The sequence below is a fragment of the Novosphingobium sp. FW305-C-111 genome, from assembly GCF_058783565.1.
Window position 1 is genome coordinate 93,929 of the sequence record NZ_JBYSYP010000002.1, and the last position, 16,307, is coordinate 110,235.

The following is a 16,307-nucleotide window of genomic DNA, read 5'->3' on the forward strand; positions in this document are numbered from 1 at the left end:
GCAGGGTTGGGGCGTCGAGGGAGCGGTCAGGCAAGGCCGGAATCGAGACGATCCGGCCGGTCATGCCATGTGGCCGTCAGCGCTGGCGGCGGACGACCCGATCGATCCGTGCTGCCGTTCTTCCTGCCTTCATTCGTGTTGCAGAGCAGCGCCAGGAGGAAAACCTGCCGCGCTTGGAATCGTGACATAGCATTTCGGCAACAAAATTACCAGCCCTGCGCGCAGATGCGGCGAAACCCGGCGCGCAGTTTTCCGCGGGCCGGGGGTCGGTGCAATCGTTTTTGCGGCCTTGCGCTTGCTGCGATGCAGCAGGAGCGTAGCGTCAGTCGCCTTCGCCGGGGGCTTCCGAGAAGTACTTGTCGAACTTGCCGTCTTCGCCCTTGTGCTCGTCGGCGTCGGGCGGCGTGTCCTTCTTGGTGGTGAGATTCGGCCATTCGGCCGAGAACTTGGCGTTGAGTTCGAGCCACTGCTCGAGCCCGCTTTCGGTGTCGGGCAGGATCGCCTCGGCCGGGCATTCCGGCTCGCACACGCCGCAGTCGATGCATTCGCTGGGATTGATCACCAGCATGTTCTCGCCTTCGTAGAAGCAGTCGACCGGGCAGACCTCGACGCAGTCCATGTACTTGCACTTGATGCAGGCTTCGGTGACGACATAGGTCATTGGCTTGTTGTTCCCTCAGGCGTGTCTGTTTGAGGCCGTGCTAAAGGCGAAGCCGCGCCCTCGTCAAGCACGCGATAGCAGCCTTGTGCTTCCGCCGCCGGACCCCGCCGTCCGGGAAGAGCCACGACCTCGATCACCCGCACCGCCGTCCCCATTGGAAACACGATCACGTCTCCGGTGGCGACACCGTGGTGCGCACGCTCGATCCGCCGGCCGTTGATCCGGATGTGGCCTTCCTCCACCCAGTCCCGGGCCAGCCCGCGGGTCTTGGCGATGCGCAGGAAGAACAGCAGCTTGTCGATGCGCAGCGCCATCAGCCCACCAGCCCGGCGAGCGCGGCGAAGGCCCCGCCCGGCGCTGGGGAAGGTGGGAGCCGCGTGCCATGCTTGTGCCGCACAGGCTTCCAGTCCCACAGCGGCGGCGCGGGCGGGCCGCGCTCACCCTCGCTGATCGGCCGGCCCATCGAGACGCGGAAACCGGCCTCGCGCAGCAATCGGGCATAAGCGGCCGTCGACAGGCCCATCGAACGGGCGAGCGACGGATCGAGGAAGAACCGCCCCTTGGCCGCGACACGCACGGCGTGGGCGGCGTGGATCAGCTTCTCGGCCATGTCGACCCGCAGTGCCTCGCGGCCAAGCAGCCGGTAGCCGGGAGGCCGCTCGCGCCCTGCCAGCACCGGTGGCATCCCGGCAGGAGGGGCAGCAACCTTGACGCCGAAGGCGCTGGCCAGCTCATGCCACTGCGCCATCGCCGCCGGGCGCAGCGCATCGGGCACGAAGAGGTCGAGCGCACCGATGCGCACGCCGAGCTTCTTCAACTGCGCACGCTGGTCGTCGGTCAGCCGTTCCAGTCCCGAACCGTCGCGCGGCAAGGCTCCGCCGGCCTCGACGAGATGCAGCAGCAGGGCCCGAAGTTCGGCCCCTGAAGAGAATGCAGCGCTGGCGACGGCGATGCTGCGCAGGCGGGCGAGCGGCCGGGCCGTATGCCGGTCCAGCCAGGCGCGCAGGGCGGCCTGGACCTCGTCGCGCTTCGCCACCGGCAGCGCATCGAACGCGGGATCGAGCGCCACGCGCGGGGAGAGCAGATCCCGGCCACGCTCGAGCCGCGCGACCGGCACGCCGTTCCAGGCGATCTTGCCGGCAGCCAAAGCAAGTTTCCCGTCGTCTGCCGCGGCGGCGATCAAGGCGGTCGCGCGCGCGGACAGCAGGTCGCCAAGATGTCGCTCCGCCGCTGCCAGCAACAGCTTGCGGTCGGCATGGCGCGCCTGCGGATCGACGACGAAGCGGAAACCATCGAGCCGCCCGATCGCCTCGTCGTCGACCAGAACGGTGCCGTCCTCGTCCAGCCGCACCGGCAGGAGCGAGGCATCCGCCCCGAGCTTGCGCATCAGCACTGTGGTCCGGCGGCTCACGAAGCGCTCGGTCAACCGGCCGTGCAAGGCATCGGACAGGCGGGTCTCGGCGGCGCGGGCGCGCGCGGCCATCTCGTCGCGGGCGAGCACCCAATCGGGCCGCTGGGCGATGTAGGCCCACGAGCGGATCGCCGCGATCCGCCCCTGCAGCGTGTCGATGTCGCCCGACGGATTGTCGAGCTGGGCAATGGCCGAGGCGACGTAATCGGCGCCGAGGTAGCCGCGGGACAGGTCCTGCCAGAGGCGAGCGACGAACCGGGCATGGGTCTCGGCGCCCTGCTGGCGGAAGTCGGGGAGGCGGCAGACGTCCCAGAACCGCTCGACCGCCCGGCGGCCGCGCACCGTGGCCGCGACATCGGGATCCTCGGCAAGGCGGCGCAGGACCGCCAGGTCGATGGCTTCCGGTGCGGCGGCCAGCTCCGCGCGGGGCGGCGGGCTTTCGAGGTCCGCGATCAGCGTGGCAAGGCTGTCGAAACGCGGTTCCGCTTCGCGCCAGAACAGGCGGGTCAGCGGCGGGAAGCGGTGCTCCTCGATCGCATAGACCTCTTCCGGCGTGAACTCGGCGTCATGATGTCCGGTGCCGGCGAGCGTCCCGAAGGTGCCGTCGCGCTGGTGCCGCCCGGCGCGACCGGCGATCTGGGCCATTTCGGCGATGGTCAGGCGGCGCTGGCGCTTGCCGTCGAACTTCGAAAGGCCGGCGAAGGCGACGTGGCCGATGTCGAGGTTGAGCCCCATGCCGATGGCATCGGTGGCGACGAGGTAATCGACCTCGCCGGACTGGTACATCGCGACCTGGCGATTGCGGGTTTCGGGGCTCAGCGCCCCCATCACCACCGCCGCCCCGCCGCGGAACCGGCGGAGCATCTCCGCTACCCCATAGACCTGCTCGGCGCTGAACGCGACGATCGCCGAGCGCGGCGGAACCCGCGAGAGCTTTTTCGCTCCGATGTGCGAAAGGGTGGAAAAGCGCGGGCGTGAGATCACTTCGACGCCGGGAACGAGTGCCCGGACCATCGGCTCGAGACTGGCTGAACCGAGCAGCATCGTCTCGTCGCGCCCGCGCGCATGCAGCAGGCGATCGGTGAAGATGTGCCCGCGCTCCGGGTCGGCGGAGAGCTGGGCCTCGTCCAGCGCGACGAAGGCGAGGTCCGCGCCCACCGGCATGGCCTCCGCAGTGCACAGCAGCCAGCGCGCGTTCTTCGGCTCGATCCGTTCCTCGCCGGTGATCAGCGCCACGCGGTCCGGGCCCTTGATCGCGACGACGCGGTCATAGACCTCACGCGCCAGCAGCCGCAGCGGAAAGCCGATCGCCCCGGAGGAATGGGCGCAGAGGCGCTCGATCGCGAGGTGGGTCTTGCCGGTGTTGGTCGGGCCCAGCACCGCCTTGACCCGTACTTCCTCCCCGGGGCGCGAGGACAGGGAACCGGCCATGGGCAAGATGTGGCATCGCCTCCGGCCCCTCGCAAGAGAACCGAAGGCGATTTGCACAGGGACCGCGCCGGGCGGCCAAGTGTCTGATCAGGAAGCGAACCTGTCGCGCAGCGCCATGAGCGCGAGCGCCGCCTTGGCCGCTTCGCCGCCCTTGTCCTTCTGCGCCGGATCGGCGCGGACGAGCGCCTGGGCCTCGTTCTCGACGGTGAGGATGCCGTTGCCGATGGCGACGCCGTCCATGGTCAGCGCCATGATGCCCCGGGCGCTTTCCCCCGCGACGATTTCGAAGTGATAGGTCTCGCCGCGGATGACCACGCCGATCGCGACGTAGCCCTCATAAGCGCCGGAAGCGTCCGCAAGGGCAATCGCCCCTGGAATTTCCAGCGCACCGGGGACGGTGATGACTTCGACCCTGTGCCCGGCCGCTTCCGCCGCTGCGCGCGCGCCGGCGACGAGCATGTCGTTGAGATGGTCGTAGAAACGTGCCTCGACGATCAGGATGTTGGCCATGGTGCGTGTCTCCTCAGGCGATCGGGCGTTCGCCGACGACCGACAGGCCGTAACCCTCGAGCGCGACCAGCGAATGGTGGGTGTTGGTCAGAAGGATCATCTCGTGAATGCCCAGCTCGGCAAGGATCTGCGCTCCGACGCCGTAGTCGCGCAGTTCCTCGATCATGCTGTCATCTCCGCCGCGAACCTGTGCCTTGATTTCGATGGTACGCGTCATCATTCGATGCATCGGCCGGTTGATTACCACGACCGCGCCCGAACCGTGCTCCGCGATCATTTCCATCGAGCGGCTGAGCAGGTTCGAGCGGTCGCCTTGCTCGCCGAAGATGTCCGCGAACAACGAGAGGGTGTGCATGCGGACGAGCGTCGGCTGGTCCGGATCGATCCGGCCCTTGACCAGCGCCATCGTTTCGTCGCCGGTCGCCTTGTTGAAGAAGGTAATCGCGCGCCAGTCTCCGCCCCACCGGCTGGTGAAGGGCAGTTCGGCCTTCTTTTCGACCATGCGGTCGTGCTTGCGGCGATAGGCGATCAGATCGCGGATCGTGCCGATCTTCATGTTGTGCTGCCGGGCGAAGCCGATCAGGTCGTCGAGCCGGGCCATCTCGCCATCGTCGCGCATGATCTCGCAGATCACCGACGACGGATTGAGCCCGGCAAGACGCGAAATGTCGACGCCGGCCTCGGTGTGCCCGGTCCGGACGAGCACGCCGCCGTCACGGGCCTGGAGCGGGAAGACGTGGCCCGGCGAGACGATGTCGTGCTTGCCCTTGGATCCGTCGATCGCAACCGAAATGGTGCGCGCCCGGTCGGCGGCGGAAATGCCTGTGGTGACGCCCTCTCGCGCCTCGATCGACACAGTGAAAGCGGTGCCCAGCGAGGTGCCGTTGTGGCGGGCCATCGGCGCGAGTTCGAGCTCTTCGCAGCGTTCACGGGTGAGGCACAGGCAGATCAGGCCGCGGCCGTGAGTTGCCATGAAGTTCACGGCGTCAGGCGTCGCCATCTGGGCCGGAATGATCAGGTCGCCCTCGTTCTCACGGTCCTCGTCGTCGACGAGGATGAACATCCGGCCATTGCGGGCCTCGTCGATAATTTCCTCGATCGGCGCCAGGACTGGCCGTTCGTCATTGGCGGCGAGGAAGCGCTCGAGCTTGCCGAGTGTTTCGGCCGTCGGGTTCCAGCCTGCTTCGCCGCAGTCACGCAGCGTGTTGGCGTGAAGCCCCGCGGCGCGGGCGAGGCCAGAACGGCTCATGCCGCCCGATGTGACGAGATCGACAACGCGATCGATGATGCTTTGTGCCATAGACAGAGAAATACACATCGCAATGTGTTTGAGCAATGGCATACTCACATTCTAGCTGATGGCTATGTGATTCCAGTGCGAGAAGATGGTCACTGACGCCCAGAGCAAGTCTCGATTCATCGCCATGACGTCATCTTTCACGCAAGATTAACCTTGTCAGGGCAGGAGTTTGCGCGGATCTGGCAAGTCGGGTCCGGACGGGGAACGAAGGCGTGGCGACTTTCCGCGAGGCAGTGCTGGGGCGCGAGGTGGCGGCTGCCGCTCAGCCGGCCAAGCCCGCACGCGTATCGCAGATCGCCATGCTGGACCGTATTGCCGCGATTGACTGGGCGCCAGACCTCGCACTCGACATCGGCAGCGCCCGGTGGTTCCGGGGACTCGCGACGATGGTCGGACTGGCGGCGCTTGCCTTGCTGCTTTGGCCGGGTTTCGCGCCGCTCGAGGCCGCGCCGCTGCAGAAGTACGACGAAACCGCGCGCGCCGAGTTCGCCACCAACACCGTCAAGCCGCTCGCGCTCGGCGGCGACATGGGGCGGCACATGGACATGACCAGCGCGGTCGTGCCGCTCGCCGCTGCGCCGGAGCGGCCGTCGATCGCGCTCACCGCCACGCTCGGGCAGGGCGACAGCTTCGGCCGCATGCTCCAGCGCGCCGGAATCGGCGCATACGACGCGGCGCGCGTGTCGGAGATGGTCGCCGGTGCGGTCCCGCTCGACAAGCTGGCGCCGGGCACCCGCTTCGACATCGTGCTGGGCCACCGGGTGAGTCCGACCCAGCCGCGCCCGCTCGACGCGATCAGCTTCCGCGCCCGCTTCGACCTCGCCATCGCCATCCACCGCGAGGGCGCGGGGCTGGCGATGGCGCGCAACGCCATCGCGGTCGACACCACCCCGCTGCGGATTCGCGGCATTGTCGGGTCGAGCCTTTACCGCTCGGCCCGCGCCGCCGGCGCTCCGGCCGAGGCGATCCAGGATTACCTCCGCACGCTCGACCAGCACATCTCGATCGAAACCGATATCCAGCCCTCCGACGAGTTCGATTTCGTCGTCTCGTACAAGCGCTCCGCAGGCGGCGAGGCCGAGACCGGGCAGCTGCTTTATGCCGCCGTCCTGCGCGGCGGGAAACCGCAGACCCAGCTCCTGCGCTGGGGTGAGGACGGCCAGTTCTACGAAGCCGCGGCGATGAATGGCGGCGCGGTCCAGGCGCAGCAGAGCGGTTCACTGATGGCGCCGGTCGCGGGGCGGATCACCTCGGGCTTCGGCTATCGCCGCCACCCGATTCTCGGGTTCACCCGGCTTCATGCCGGAATCGACTTCGCCGCGCCGTGGGGCTCGCCGATCTACGCCGTGACCGACGGCCTGGTGACCTTTGCTGGACGCCACGGCGGGCACGGCAATTACGTGCGGCTCGACCACGGCGGCGGGATCGGCACCGGCTATGGCCACATGAGCCGCATCGCGGTCTATCCGGGCGAACGGGTCAGCAAGGGTCAGGTCATCGGCTACGTCGGTTCGACCGGCCTCTCCACTGGCCCACACCTCCATTACGAGCTCTATCGCGGCGGCGTGCCGGTCAACCCCGGTTCGGTCGGCTTCATTGCCCGCGCCGCTGCCGTCGATCCCGCACAGATGGCGGCGTTCAAGGCGCGGCTGGGCCAGATGCAGGCGGTCAAGCCCGGCGCGGCGCTGATGCCGCTGGCGAAGCGCTGATTCACTCTGGAGGATTGCGGTTCCCCGGCCTAGAAGCCCCGGCATGACCGCCAGCTATCCCGCCACCCGCCTCCGCCGCACCCGCGCCACCGCGTGGAGCCGGGCCATGCACCGCGAGACGGCGCTGACCCCCGCCAACCTCATCTGGCCGCTGTTCGTGACGCAAGGGTCTGGCGTCGAAGAGCCGATCGCCTCGCTTCCCGGCGTTTCGCGCTGGTCGGTTGACGGGATCACCGCGCGGGCGAAGGAGGCGGTCGCGCTCGGCATCCCCTGCCTGGCGCTGTTCCCCAATACGCAAGCGGAGCTGCGCAGCGAGGACGGGCGCGAGGCGCTCAATCCCGACAACCTGATGTGCCGGGCCATCCGCGCGATCAAGGACGCCTGCGGCGACGATATCGGCGTGCTCACCGACGTCGCGCTCGATCCCTACACCAGCCACGGCCAGGACGGGCTGGTCGACGGCGCCGGCTACGTGATGAACGACGCGACGGTCGAGGTGCTGGTCGGGCAGAGCCTCAACCAGGCCGCAGCAGGGGCCGACGTGATCGCCCCGTCGGACATGATGGACGGCCGCATCGCCGCGATCCGCGCCGCGCTCGAGGGCGCAGGCCATGCCAACGTCCAGATCATGAGCTATGCCGCGAAGTACGCCTCGGCGTTCTATGGCCCGTTCCGCGACGCGGTCGGCTCGCGCGGGCTGCTCAAGGGCGACAAGCGCACGTATCAGATGGACTTTGGCAACGCGGAGGAAGCGCTGCGCGAGGTGGCGATGGACCTCGCCGAGGGCGCTGACAGCGTGATGGTCAAGCCGGGGCTGCCCTATCTCGACATCGTCCGGCGGGTGAAGGAACGCTTCGAAGTGCCGGTGTTCGCGTACCAGGTCAGCGGCGAATACGCGATGATCGAGGCCGCTGTGGCCGCCGGTGCGGGTGAGCGCGATGCACTCGTGATTGAGACGCTCACCGCCTTCCGCCGCGCCGGGTGCTCGGGCGTGCTGACCTATCACGCCGCCCACGCCGCGCGGCTGCTTGGCGGCTGAGCCGATGGGCGGCTTCCGGCTGGAGACGGAGCGGCTGGTGCTGCGCGACTGGCGGCGCGAGGACATGGCGGAGTTCGCCCGCGTCACCAACACGCCCGAGGTCATGCGCTGGCTCGGCGGGGTTCAGGATCCGTCGACGTTCGAGGCGATGTTCGACCGCTTCGACGAATGCAGCCGCGAACATGGCCACTGTTTCTGGCTGGTCGAGCGCAAATCCGGCACTCATCCGCTGGCAGGTGAGATTCTCGGTTTCTGCGGGCTGAAGCGCGCCAACGTCGCCGGCTGCCCGTTCATCGGCGAGTTCGAGATCGGCTGGCGGCTGCGCAGCGAGGCGCAGGGTCAGGGTTTTGCGCGGGAGGCTGCCGAGGCGAGCCTCGCCGCGGGGTTCGACCAGTTTGACGCGCCGCGTATCCACGCGATCACCGTCATCCAGAACGCGCCAAGCTGGCGGCTGATGGAGCGGCTGGGCATGCGTCGGAACCCGGCGCTCGACTTCGTCGACAGCCGGTTCGGGCCGGAAATCGAGAACGTGATCGCCTGGACGATCGAGCGCGGCGACTGGCTCGTCCGAGCGCAAGGGGAACAAGCATGACCGAACGCACCGACGTGACCATCGCCGCCTTCGCGGGAAAAGCCCCGCGCATTCATCCCAGCGCGTTCATCGCCCCCGGCTGCCGGATCATCGGCGACGTCGAGATCGGGCCCGACGTGTCCATCTGGTACAACTGCGTGATCCGCGCCGAGGTCGCCTTCGTGCGGATCGGGGCGCGCTCGAACATCCAGGACGGCAGCGTGATCCACTGCGACGGGCCGGACCCGGCGCGGCCCGAGGGCTACCCGACGATCATCGGCGAGGACGTGCTGGTCGGGCACATGGCGATGGTTCACGGCACGGTGATCGAGAACCGCGGTTTCGTCGGCCTTTCCGCCACGACGATGAACGGCTGCGTGATCGAGGAGGAAGGGATGCTTGCCGCCGGCGCGCTACTCTCGCCGGGCAAGCGGATCGGGCGGCGGCAGCTTTGGGCCGGCTCGCCGGCCAAGCCGATGCGCGAGCTCAATGACGCGGCGCTCGCCGGGATGCAGCTCGGCGTCGCGCACTATGTCCACAACGGCAAGGCGCACGCTGCCGCGCTGGGCATCGATCTTGGCCCGTCCGAAGGCTGACCTGCCCGTACCGGAGCTGCTCCGAGCACTGGTCGACCGCGACGGCCGGCTGGCGGTGCGGGTAACGCCCGGCGCGCGGAGCGAGGCACTTGAAATCGCCGACGGCAGGCTCTGCGCCAAGGTGCGAGCCAAGCCCGAGGACGGCAAGGCCAACACCGCGGTTGCCGCGCTGCTTTCGGCTGCGCTGGGAATTGCGCCTTCGAAAGTCGAATTGTTGCGCGGCGCAACTTCGCGCGAAAAGCAGTTCCGGATCCGCGACTAGGTTTCGGCTGGCAATCGCCGTGCCACCACCACCATCGCAGCCGCCCAGCCCGCCGCGAGCCACAGGCATCCCGCTTCCCAGCGCGACCAGGCCAGGGCTCCGGCCAGCGCCCCGCTTGCCAGCCCGCTCCACAGCGCGAGGTGGCCGCGCCATTCGCCCTGCCGTCCACTCAACGCCAGCGCGATACCTTGCCCCATCCGGACCAGCGCGCCGGTCATGTAGGTGAGACCCACGCTGACCTCGCCGCCGCGCTGGAAGGTGTTGTTGAGCGCGCCCATGGCCACCACCAGCGCGCCGAGCGCGGCTGGCGTGAACGCGAGTGTATGGAGGAACCCGGCCAGCAGCAGCGCCAGCGCGACCAGCGACAGCACCGCCGGCTTGCGCCGCGTGCCTGCTTTCAGCGCGACCAGCGCCCCGGCGATCACCCCGCATAGGAACCCGGCGATCAGGAGAGCGGGAAGGACCGCAGCGGCGGTATCGGTCGCCAGGTCGACCGCGAGCCGCGTGGTGTTGCCCGACATGAACGAGACGAAGTAGCCGCCTGCAAGCAGGAAGCCGCTCGCATCGACGAACCCAGCCAGCGCGGCCAGCGCGACGGCGAAATTGCGGCGGGAACGATCGAGGCGGTGCATCCGGCCATGCTAGCGCGATGGAACCGGCCTGGGAATCACTCCCGCGCCATGCCCAGCGCCATGCGCGACAAGACGTCCGCCATGGCACCTGCAATCTCGCTGTCTGCAGGGGCGACATCGGCGATGGCGCGATTCATCGCCTCGGCCCACTGGCCCGCGACTTCGTTGTCGATCGCGAACGACCTGTGCGCGCTCATCATGCACTTGCCGGGGTTGGCCTCCCACCAGTCGCGCGGGCCGCCGCTCCAGCCGGTGAGGAACGAAGCGAGCGACTGGCGCATGAAAGACAGGTCCGGCGCATGCATGGCGCGCAGCTTCGCGTAAGCCGGGTCCTCGTCCATCAGGTCATAGAAGCGGTCGGTGATCGCCCGGATCGTATCGTGCCCGCCGATGCGTTCGTAGGGGGACTTCGCGGGTGCTTCGGCGGTGACCGTGGACAAGAGCAGGCTCCGGGATCGGGATACGAGGAGCCTGCCTCGTAGGCGAGGTCAGGGCGAGGGACATTGATCAGGGTCAACGACACCAAACCAATCCGTCATTGCGAGGGGCGAGAGCCCCGAAGCAATCCAGCGGTCAGAGCGGCTGAGTGGATTGCTTCGCCTTGCTCGCAATGACGCCGCTCCTTTGCAGTCTCCCTCAATCAGCGATCATGCCCTTCAGCGTTTCCAGCCGGTCCGCCTCGTGCGCGGGCTTGTCCTGGCGGATACGGCTGATCCGGGGGAAGCGCATGGCCACGCCGGACTTGTGGCGCTTGCTCGCATGGACCGAATCGAACGCGACCTCGAACACCAGGCTGCGATCGGTCTCGCGCACCGGGCCGAACCGGTTGACGGTGTGCTGGCGGACGTAATGGTCGAGCCATTTGAGCTCGGCGTCGGTGAACCCGAAATAGGCCTTGCCGACAGGCAGCAGCTCCGCTCCCTGGTCGGGATCGCCGTCCCAGCATCCGAAGGTGAAATCGGAGTAGAACGAGCTGCGTTTGCCGCTGCCGCGCTGCGCGTACATCAGAACGCAATCGACCAGCAGCGGATCGCGCTTCCACTTGTACCACAGGCCCGTGCGCCGCCCGGCGACATAAGGCGAATCGCGGCGCTTGAGCATGACCCCTTCGATCGCGTCATCGCGGGCGCGCTCGCGGATCGCGGCGAGGTCGTCGAGGGTGGCGGCCTCGATCACGGTGCTGATGTCGAAGAACGTGCGGTCGAGCCGGGGGACGAACGCCTCGAGTCGCGCCCGGCGCTGCTCCCAGCTCCATTCGCGCAGGTCCTCGCCCTCGAGGATCAGCGCATCGTACAGGCGCACGAACGCCGGGTATTCGGCGAGCATCTTCTTTGACACCGCCTTTCGCCCGAGCCGCTGCTGCAGCGCGTTGAAGCTCGCCGCGCCGCCCTCTTCGCCCCCCTGGTGCGCGCCGCGGACGAGCAGCTCGCCATCAAGCACCGCGGGTATCTCAAGGGCAGCGGCGATTTCGGGAAAAGTGGCGGAAATATCGTCGCCGCTGCGCGAGTAGACCCGGGTTTCGCCCGCAACATGGACGACCTGGACGCGGATGCCGTCCCATTTCCACTCGGCGGCGAATTCGGCCATGTCGACCACCATCTCCTCGAGCGGGTGGGCGAGCATGAACGGACGGAACAGCGGCAGTTGATCGGTGCGCGGCGGGGGCGCGCCATTCGCGGCCCAGTCGAACAGCGGGAGGTAAGGCGGGGCCTGGCCGTGCCAGTACTCCTCGACCTCCTCGACATCGACTCTGAACGCCTGCGCGAACGCGACCTTGGCGAGGCGCGAGGAAATGCCGATCCGCATTGCGCCCGTTGCGAGCTTGAGCAGGGCATAGCGGCCATTGACGTCAAGACGGTCGAGCAGGAGCGGCAACTCCTTGGAAACGCTCGCTCTTGTCATGGCGTGAAGTTCGGCCACGGCCTCCGAGACGGTCGGCGCAGAGCCCTGAGGCTCCAGCGGCTCGGGCCAGAGCAGGCTCGCGGTTTCGGCCGTGTCGCCGACATAGTCGCGCGACAGGGCGTAAAGCACCGGGTCGATGCGATCGGTCAGCAGCCCCCGGATCGTGCTCGACTTCACCGCCGGGAAATCGAGCCCGTCGGTCAGCGCGGCGAGCGCCCAGCCGCGGTCAGGATCGGGCGTTTCGCGCAGGTACCGTGCGATCAGCGCCAGCTTGCCGTTGCGGCTGCGGGTGTAGACGAGCGCGTCGACGAGGGCGGCAAAGCGCTCCATCAGTCATCCTCATCCTCATACCCCACCAGCGCCAGCGCCCGCGCGCGGCGCTGGTTGAGCTGGCACCAGCGCAGCAGGGCTTCCTCCCGGCCGTGGGTGATCCAGGTTTCGGCCGGATTGACCTCGCCGATCGTCGCGGTCAGCTCGTCCCAGTCGGCGTGGTCGGAGATCACCAGCGGCAGTTCGACCATCCGCTGCCGCGCGCGCTGGCGGACGCGCATCCAGCCGCTCGCCATCGCGGTAATCGGTTCGGGCAGGCGGCGGCTCCAGCGGTCGTTGAGCGCAGAGGGCGGGGCGAGCACGATCTGCCCAGCGAGCGCGCCTTTCGGCATCCCGGCGACGAGCTGCAGGTCACCCAGGTTGACGTCATGGCGTTCATACAGCCGGCACATTTTCTCCATCGCGCCATGGAGATAGATCGGTTCGTGGTAGCCTGCGGCGCGGACTTCGGCGATCAGCCGCTGCGCCTTGCCCAAGGCATAGGCGCCGACCAGCACGCAGCGCTCGGGGTTGGCGGCGCGGGCGTCGAGCAGCTTGGCGATTTCCTCGCCGATCGGGGGGTGGCGAAACACCGGCAGGCCGAACGTCGCCTCGGTGATGAACACGTCGCAAGGCGTGACCTCGAACGGGGGGCAAGTCGGGTCGGGGCGGCGCTTGTAGTCGCCGGTTATGACCACGCGCTCGCCCGCATGCTCGAGCAGGATCTGCGCCGAGCCGAGGACGTGCCCGGCGGGCACGAACGTGGCCCTGACCCCGCCGGGCAGCGCGATCGTCTCGCCATAGGCGACCGGCGTCGCGCCTGCTTCTGTGAAATAGCGCAGCGCCATGATGTCGAGCGTCGCCGGGGTGGCGATGGTCTTGCCATGTCCGCCACGCGCGTGGTCGGCATGACCATGCGTGACCAGCGCCGTCGCCACCGGGCGCGCCGGATCGATCCACGCATCGGCGGGCACGATGTAGAGACCGTGCGGCTCGGGTCGGAGCCAGGCGAAGTCGGCAGGCATGGCAGTGGGAATGGACCGGAGCGGGGATTCGTTCCAGTGCGATGCGTGCGTGCGCACCCCCCGACCCCGTCCCGCTCGCGGGAAGGGGAGACTAAGGGAACACGATCGCAGGTCAGCGCAACCGGTGCCCCTCCCGCGTGCGGGAGGGGTCAGGGGTGGGCCCGGCCTTTACTCCGTCTCGTCCCCGGCGGCTTCCGGCGCAGCGTCGGCCTTGCCGGCTTTCTTGCCCTTCTTCTTGACGAGCTTCGGCGGCGCAGGGGTCAGCTCGAACGCGAGTGCATCCTCCTTGACCGAGACGTGGACTTCGCCGCCGTGCGCCAGCTTGCCGAACAGCAGTTCCTCGGCGAGCGGCTGCTTGACCTTCTCCTGGATCAGGCGGGCCATCGGCCGCGCGCCATAGAGCTTGTCGTAGCCGCGCGCGCCCAGCCAGCCACGGGCGTCGCTGTCGAACTGGATGTGGACGTTCTGTTCGGCCAGCTGGAGTTCGAGCTGGAGGATGAACTTGTCCACGACCCGGCTGATGACCGCGGTCGGCAGGTAGGCGAACGGCACCACCGCATCGAGCCGGTTGCGGAACTCGGGCGTGAACATCCGCTTGACCGCCTCATCCCCGGCATCCGCCTTGCTGACGTCGCCGAATCCGATGCCATTGCGGGCCATGTCGCTCGCGCCGGCATTGGTGGTCATGATCAGCACGACATTGCGGAAATCGACCGTCTTGCCGTGGTGGTCGGTGAGCCGGCCGTTGTCCATCACCTGCAGCAGGATGTTGAACAGGTCGGGGTGCGCCTTCTCGATCTCGTCGAGCAGCAGGACGCAGTGCGGCTGCTGGTCGATCGCGTCGGTGAGCAGGCCGCCCTGGTCGAACCCGACATAGCCCGGAGGCGCGCCGATCAGGCGGCTGACCGAGTGGCGCTCCATGTATTCCGACATGTCGAAACGCTGCAGCGGGATGCCCATGATCGAGGCGAGCTGGCGCGCGACCTCGGTCTTGCCGACGCCGGTCGGGCCGCTGAACAGGAACGAGCCGATCGGCTTGTCCGGATCGCGCAGGCCCGCGCGGCTGAGCTTCATCGCGGTCGAGAGCAGGGTGATCGCGTTGTCCTGCCCGAACACGACGCGCTTGAGATCGCGGTCGAGATGTTCGAGGACCTTCTTGTCGTCGCTCGACACCGACTTGGGCGGGATGCGCGCCATCGTCGCGATGACCTGTTCGATCTCGCGGGCGGTGATCGTCTTCTTGCGCTTCGACGGCGGCACCAGCATCTGCATCGCGCCGACTTCGTCAATCACGTCAATCGCCTTGTCGGGCAGCTTGCGGTCATTGATGTAGCGGGCCGACAGCTCGACCGCGGTCTTGATCGCGTCGGGCGTGTACTTGACCTTGTGGTGCTCCTCGAAGGCCGTCCGCAGGCCGCGGAGGATCTTGATGGTGTCCTCGATGGTCGGCTCGTTAACGTCGATCTTCTGGAAGCGGCGGAGCAGCGCGCGGTCCTTCTCGAAGTGGTTGCGGAACTCCTTGTAGGTGGTCGAGCCGATGCAGCGGATCGTCCCGCCACTGAGCGCCGGCTTGAGCAGGTTCGAAGCATCCATCGCCCCGCCGCTGGTCGCGCCGGCGCCGATCACGGTGTGGATCTCGTCGATGAACAGCACCGCGTGCGGCATCTTCTCGAGCTCGGAGACGACCTGCTTGAGCCGTTCCTCGAAGTCGCCGCGATACCGGGTGCCGGCGAGCAGCGCGCCCATGTCGAGCGAGTAGATCACCGCTTCGGCCAGCACTTCGGGCACGTCACCCTCGACGATCTTGCGCGCGAGGCCCTCGGCGATGGCGGTCTTGCCCACGCCCGGATCGCCCACGTAGAGCGGATTGTTCTTGGAGCGGCGGCAGAGGATCTGGATCGTCCGGTCGACTTCCGGCCCGCGCCCGATCAGCGGATCGACCTTGCCCGACAGCGCCTTCTCGTTGAGGTTGACGGTGAACTGGTCGAGCGCCGTCTCCTTCTTCTGGCCCTTGGCTTCAGTCTTCTCTTCCTGCTTGGGGGCTTCCTCTTCCGCACCCTTGGGCGTGCGGCTGTCGACCTGGCGGCCGCCCTTGCCGATGCCGTGGCTGATGAAGCTGACCGCGTCGAGGCGGCTCATGTCCTGCTGCTGGAGGAAATAGACCGCATAGGAATCGCGTTCGGAAAACAGCGCGACGAGCACGTTGGCCCCGGTCACGGTATCCTTGCCCGACGACTGGACGTGGAGGATTGCGCGCTGGATGACCCGCTGGAAGCCGGCGGTCGGCGCCGGGTCGGCCTTCTCCTGCGTCTTGAGCGACTGGTATTCCTGATCGAGGTACTGGCGCACCACGTCGCCCAGGTCACCAAGGTCCACGCCGCAGGCCTGCATCACCTGCGCCGCGTCCGGATCGTCGATCAGGGCGAGCAGGAGATGCTCCAGCGTCGCGTACTCGTGGCTGCGTTCGGACGCATTGCCGAGCGCGGCGTGGAGGGTCTTCTCAAGGGACTGGGCGAAACTTGGCATGTTTCAGGACTTTCCGGCTGACGCCTGATTGAACCCGGAATCCGGGATAAGGGAAACCTGCTTAACGGATAAGGAATGGACCGGCAGGATCGGCCCGCACGTGACGATATCGCCGATATGGGATCGCCGCCCCGGGCTGTGAAGGGCGGCGGCGAACATCAGGACGACCCCGGGGGCGATGTCTTGAACAAAGCGTCGGCGGCCATGCGGTGCGCCTTGGCCTTGTCGCGGTGCGCGACGACCCGCATGATTTCCGCCTCCAGCAACTGGATGCGTTCGTTCAGCTCGTCGTGCGAGTAGGTGTCGAGCGATTCCTTCGCCAGCAGGCCGGCGGCATCACTCTTCGGACGGGGCAGGTCGTCGTCCATTGCAGTGCACAATGTTTCGCCGGATCGCGCGCCTGTCAATGGCTTGGCGCACAAC

The 16,307-nt window shown here is 67.8% G+C and carries 16 protein-coding genes; 5 read left to right on the forward strand and 11 right to left on the reverse strand.

Translation table 11 applies throughout. From position 1 onward, the window contains the following. Positions 1-322: 322 nt before the first annotated feature. From fdxA to ribB, 5 genes are all read right to left on the reverse strand, one after another. Positions 323-661, reverse strand: a complete 339-nt coding sequence (fdxA, locus tag AC3WLD_RS02995; RefSeq protein WP_492555439.1) for a ferredoxin FdxA — start codon at positions 659-661, stop codon at positions 323-325. Then, positions 658-975 (reverse strand): RNA-binding S4 domain-containing protein, encoded by a 318-nt coding sequence (locus AC3WLD_RS03000; protein ID WP_492555440.1) that lies wholly within the window; start codon positions 973-975, stop codon positions 658-660. Before AC3WLD_RS03000 ends, fdxA begins: the two co-directional genes overlap by 4 nt. Then, entirely contained in the window at positions 975-3,503 is a 2,529-nt protein-coding gene (locus AC3WLD_RS03005) for a helicase-related protein (RefSeq protein ID WP_492555441.1), read from the reverse strand. The genes AC3WLD_RS03000 and AC3WLD_RS03005 overlap by 1 nt, the downstream gene beginning before the upstream one ends. An 87-nt stretch (positions 3,504-3,590) precedes the next feature. Next, complete coding sequence (gene ribH, locus AC3WLD_RS03010; protein WP_492555442.1) at positions 3,591-4,013, reverse strand: 6,7-dimethyl-8-ribityllumazine synthase; 423 nt, start codon at positions 4,011-4,013, stop codon at positions 3,591-3,593. Between the two features lie 13 nt (positions 4,014-4,026). Beyond that, positions 4,027-5,313, reverse strand: coding sequence for a 3,4-dihydroxy-2-butanone-4-phosphate synthase (gene ribB / locus AC3WLD_RS03015; RefSeq protein WP_492555443.1), 1,287 nt, complete (start codon positions 5,311-5,313; stop codon positions 4,027-4,029). 212 nt (positions 5,314-5,525) lie between these two features. Here ribB and AC3WLD_RS03020 point away from each other — a divergent pair, with 212 nt between their 5' ends. The 5 genes from AC3WLD_RS03020 to AC3WLD_RS03040 are packed head-to-tail and all read left to right on the forward strand — an operon-like array spanning position 5,526 to position 9,490. Continuing rightward, on the forward strand, positions 5,526-7,022 hold the full coding sequence (locus AC3WLD_RS03020; RefSeq protein WP_492555444.1) for a peptidoglycan DD-metalloendopeptidase family protein: 1,497 nt from the start codon (positions 5,526-5,528) through the stop codon (positions 7,020-7,022). 43 nt (positions 7,023-7,065) lie between these two features. Then, on the forward strand, positions 7,066-8,061 hold the full coding sequence (hemB, locus tag AC3WLD_RS03025; protein ID WP_492555445.1) for a porphobilinogen synthase: 996 nt from the start codon (positions 7,066-7,068) through the stop codon (positions 8,059-8,061). Continuing rightward, positions 8,051-8,653 (forward strand): GNAT family N-acetyltransferase, encoded by a 603-nt coding sequence (locus AC3WLD_RS03030; protein WP_492555446.1) that lies wholly within the window; start codon positions 8,051-8,053, stop codon positions 8,651-8,653. Before hemB ends, AC3WLD_RS03030 begins: the two co-directional genes overlap by 11 nt. Further along, positions 8,650-9,228, forward strand: coding sequence for a gamma carbonic anhydrase family protein (locus tag AC3WLD_RS03035; protein ID WP_492555447.1), 579 nt, complete (start codon positions 8,650-8,652; stop codon positions 9,226-9,228). The genes AC3WLD_RS03030 and AC3WLD_RS03035 overlap by 4 nt, the downstream gene beginning before the upstream one ends. Continuing rightward, complete coding sequence (locus AC3WLD_RS03040) at positions 9,209-9,490, forward strand: DUF167 domain-containing protein (RefSeq protein ID WP_492555448.1); 282 nt, start codon at positions 9,209-9,211, stop codon at positions 9,488-9,490. The genes AC3WLD_RS03035 and AC3WLD_RS03040 overlap by 20 nt, the downstream gene beginning before the upstream one ends. Here AC3WLD_RS03040 and AC3WLD_RS03045 read toward each other — a convergent pair. The 6 genes from AC3WLD_RS03045 to AC3WLD_RS03070 all read right to left on the reverse strand — a co-directional run bounded on the left by AC3WLD_RS03045 (position 9,487) and on the right by AC3WLD_RS03070 (position 16,252). Then, complete coding sequence (locus AC3WLD_RS03045; RefSeq protein ID WP_492555449.1) at positions 9,487-10,122, reverse strand: YoaK family protein; 636 nt, start codon at positions 10,120-10,122, stop codon at positions 9,487-9,489. The genes AC3WLD_RS03040 and AC3WLD_RS03045 overlap by 4 nt on opposite strands. Before the next feature lie 35 nt (positions 10,123-10,157). Beyond that, entirely contained in the window at positions 10,158-10,562 is a 405-nt protein-coding gene (locus AC3WLD_RS03050; protein WP_492555450.1) for a group II truncated hemoglobin, read from the reverse strand. A gap of 196 nt (positions 10,563-10,758) precedes the next feature. Then, complete coding sequence (locus AC3WLD_RS03055; RefSeq protein WP_492555451.1) at positions 10,759-12,354, reverse strand: cisplatin damage response ATP-dependent DNA ligase; 1,596 nt, start codon at positions 12,352-12,354, stop codon at positions 10,759-10,761. Next, a complete protein-coding gene (locus AC3WLD_RS03060) occupies positions 12,354-13,358 on the reverse strand; it encodes a ligase-associated DNA damage response exonuclease (protein WP_492555452.1) in 1,005 nt (334 codons plus the stop codon). The genes AC3WLD_RS03055 and AC3WLD_RS03060 overlap by 1 nt, the downstream gene beginning before the upstream one ends. Before the next feature lie 168 nt (positions 13,359-13,526). Beyond that, positions 13,527-15,884 carry an ATP-dependent Clp protease ATP-binding subunit ClpA gene (gene clpA / locus AC3WLD_RS03065; protein ID WP_492555453.1) on the reverse strand — a complete coding sequence of 786 codons (2,358 nt, stop codon included), beginning with the start codon at positions 15,882-15,884 and terminating at the stop codon, positions 13,527-13,529. A 158-nt stretch (positions 15,885-16,042) separates the two neighbouring features. Then, the gene (locus AC3WLD_RS03070) at positions 16,043-16,252 is read right to left on the reverse strand and encodes a DUF1192 domain-containing protein (RefSeq protein ID WP_492555454.1); all 210 of its coding nucleotides are present in this window, start codon (positions 16,250-16,252) and stop codon (positions 16,043-16,045) included. Positions 16,253-16,307 lie beyond the last annotated feature (55 nt).

Coding starts and splice junctions, on each gene's coding strand:
- AC3WLD_RS03045 (WP_492555449.1), bottom strand. CDS start 10,122: ATGCACCGCCTCGATCGTTCCCGCCGCAATTTCGCCGTCGCGCTGGCC.
- AC3WLD_RS03070 (WP_492555454.1), bottom strand. CDS start 16,252: ATGGACGACGACCTGCCCCGTCCGAAGAGTGATGCCGCCGGCCTGCTG.
- AC3WLD_RS03005 (WP_492555441.1), bottom strand. CDS start 3,503: ATGGCCGGTTCCCTGTCCTCGCGCCCCGGGGAGGAAGTACGGGTCAAG.
- ribH (WP_492555442.1), bottom strand. CDS start 4,013: ATGGCCAACATCCTGATCGTCGAGGCACGTTTCTACGACCATCTCAAC.
- AC3WLD_RS03035 (WP_492555447.1), top strand. CDS start 8,650: ATGACCGAACGCACCGACGTGACCATCGCCGCCTTCGCGGGAAAAGCC.
- clpA (WP_492555453.1), bottom strand. CDS start 15,884: ATGCCAAGTTTCGCCCAGTCCCTTGAGAAGACCCTCCACGCCGCGCTC.
- ribB (WP_492555443.1), bottom strand. CDS start 5,313: ATGGCACAAAGCATCATCGATCGCGTTGTCGATCTCGTCACATCGGGC.
- AC3WLD_RS03055 (WP_492555451.1), bottom strand. CDS start 12,354: ATGGAGCGCTTTGCCGCCCTCGTCGACGCGCTCGTCTACACCCGCAGC.
- fdxA (WP_492555439.1), bottom strand. CDS start 661: ATGACCTATGTCGTCACCGAAGCCTGCATCAAGTGCAAGTACATGGAC.
- AC3WLD_RS03060 (WP_492555452.1), bottom strand. CDS start 13,358: ATGCCTGCCGACTTCGCCTGGCTCCGACCCGAGCCGCACGGTCTCTAC.
- hemB (WP_492555445.1), top strand. CDS start 7,066: ATGACCGCCAGCTATCCCGCCACCCGCCTCCGCCGCACCCGCGCCACC.
- AC3WLD_RS03000 (WP_492555440.1), bottom strand. CDS start 975: ATGGCGCTGCGCATCGACAAGCTGCTGTTCTTCCTGCGCATCGCCAAG.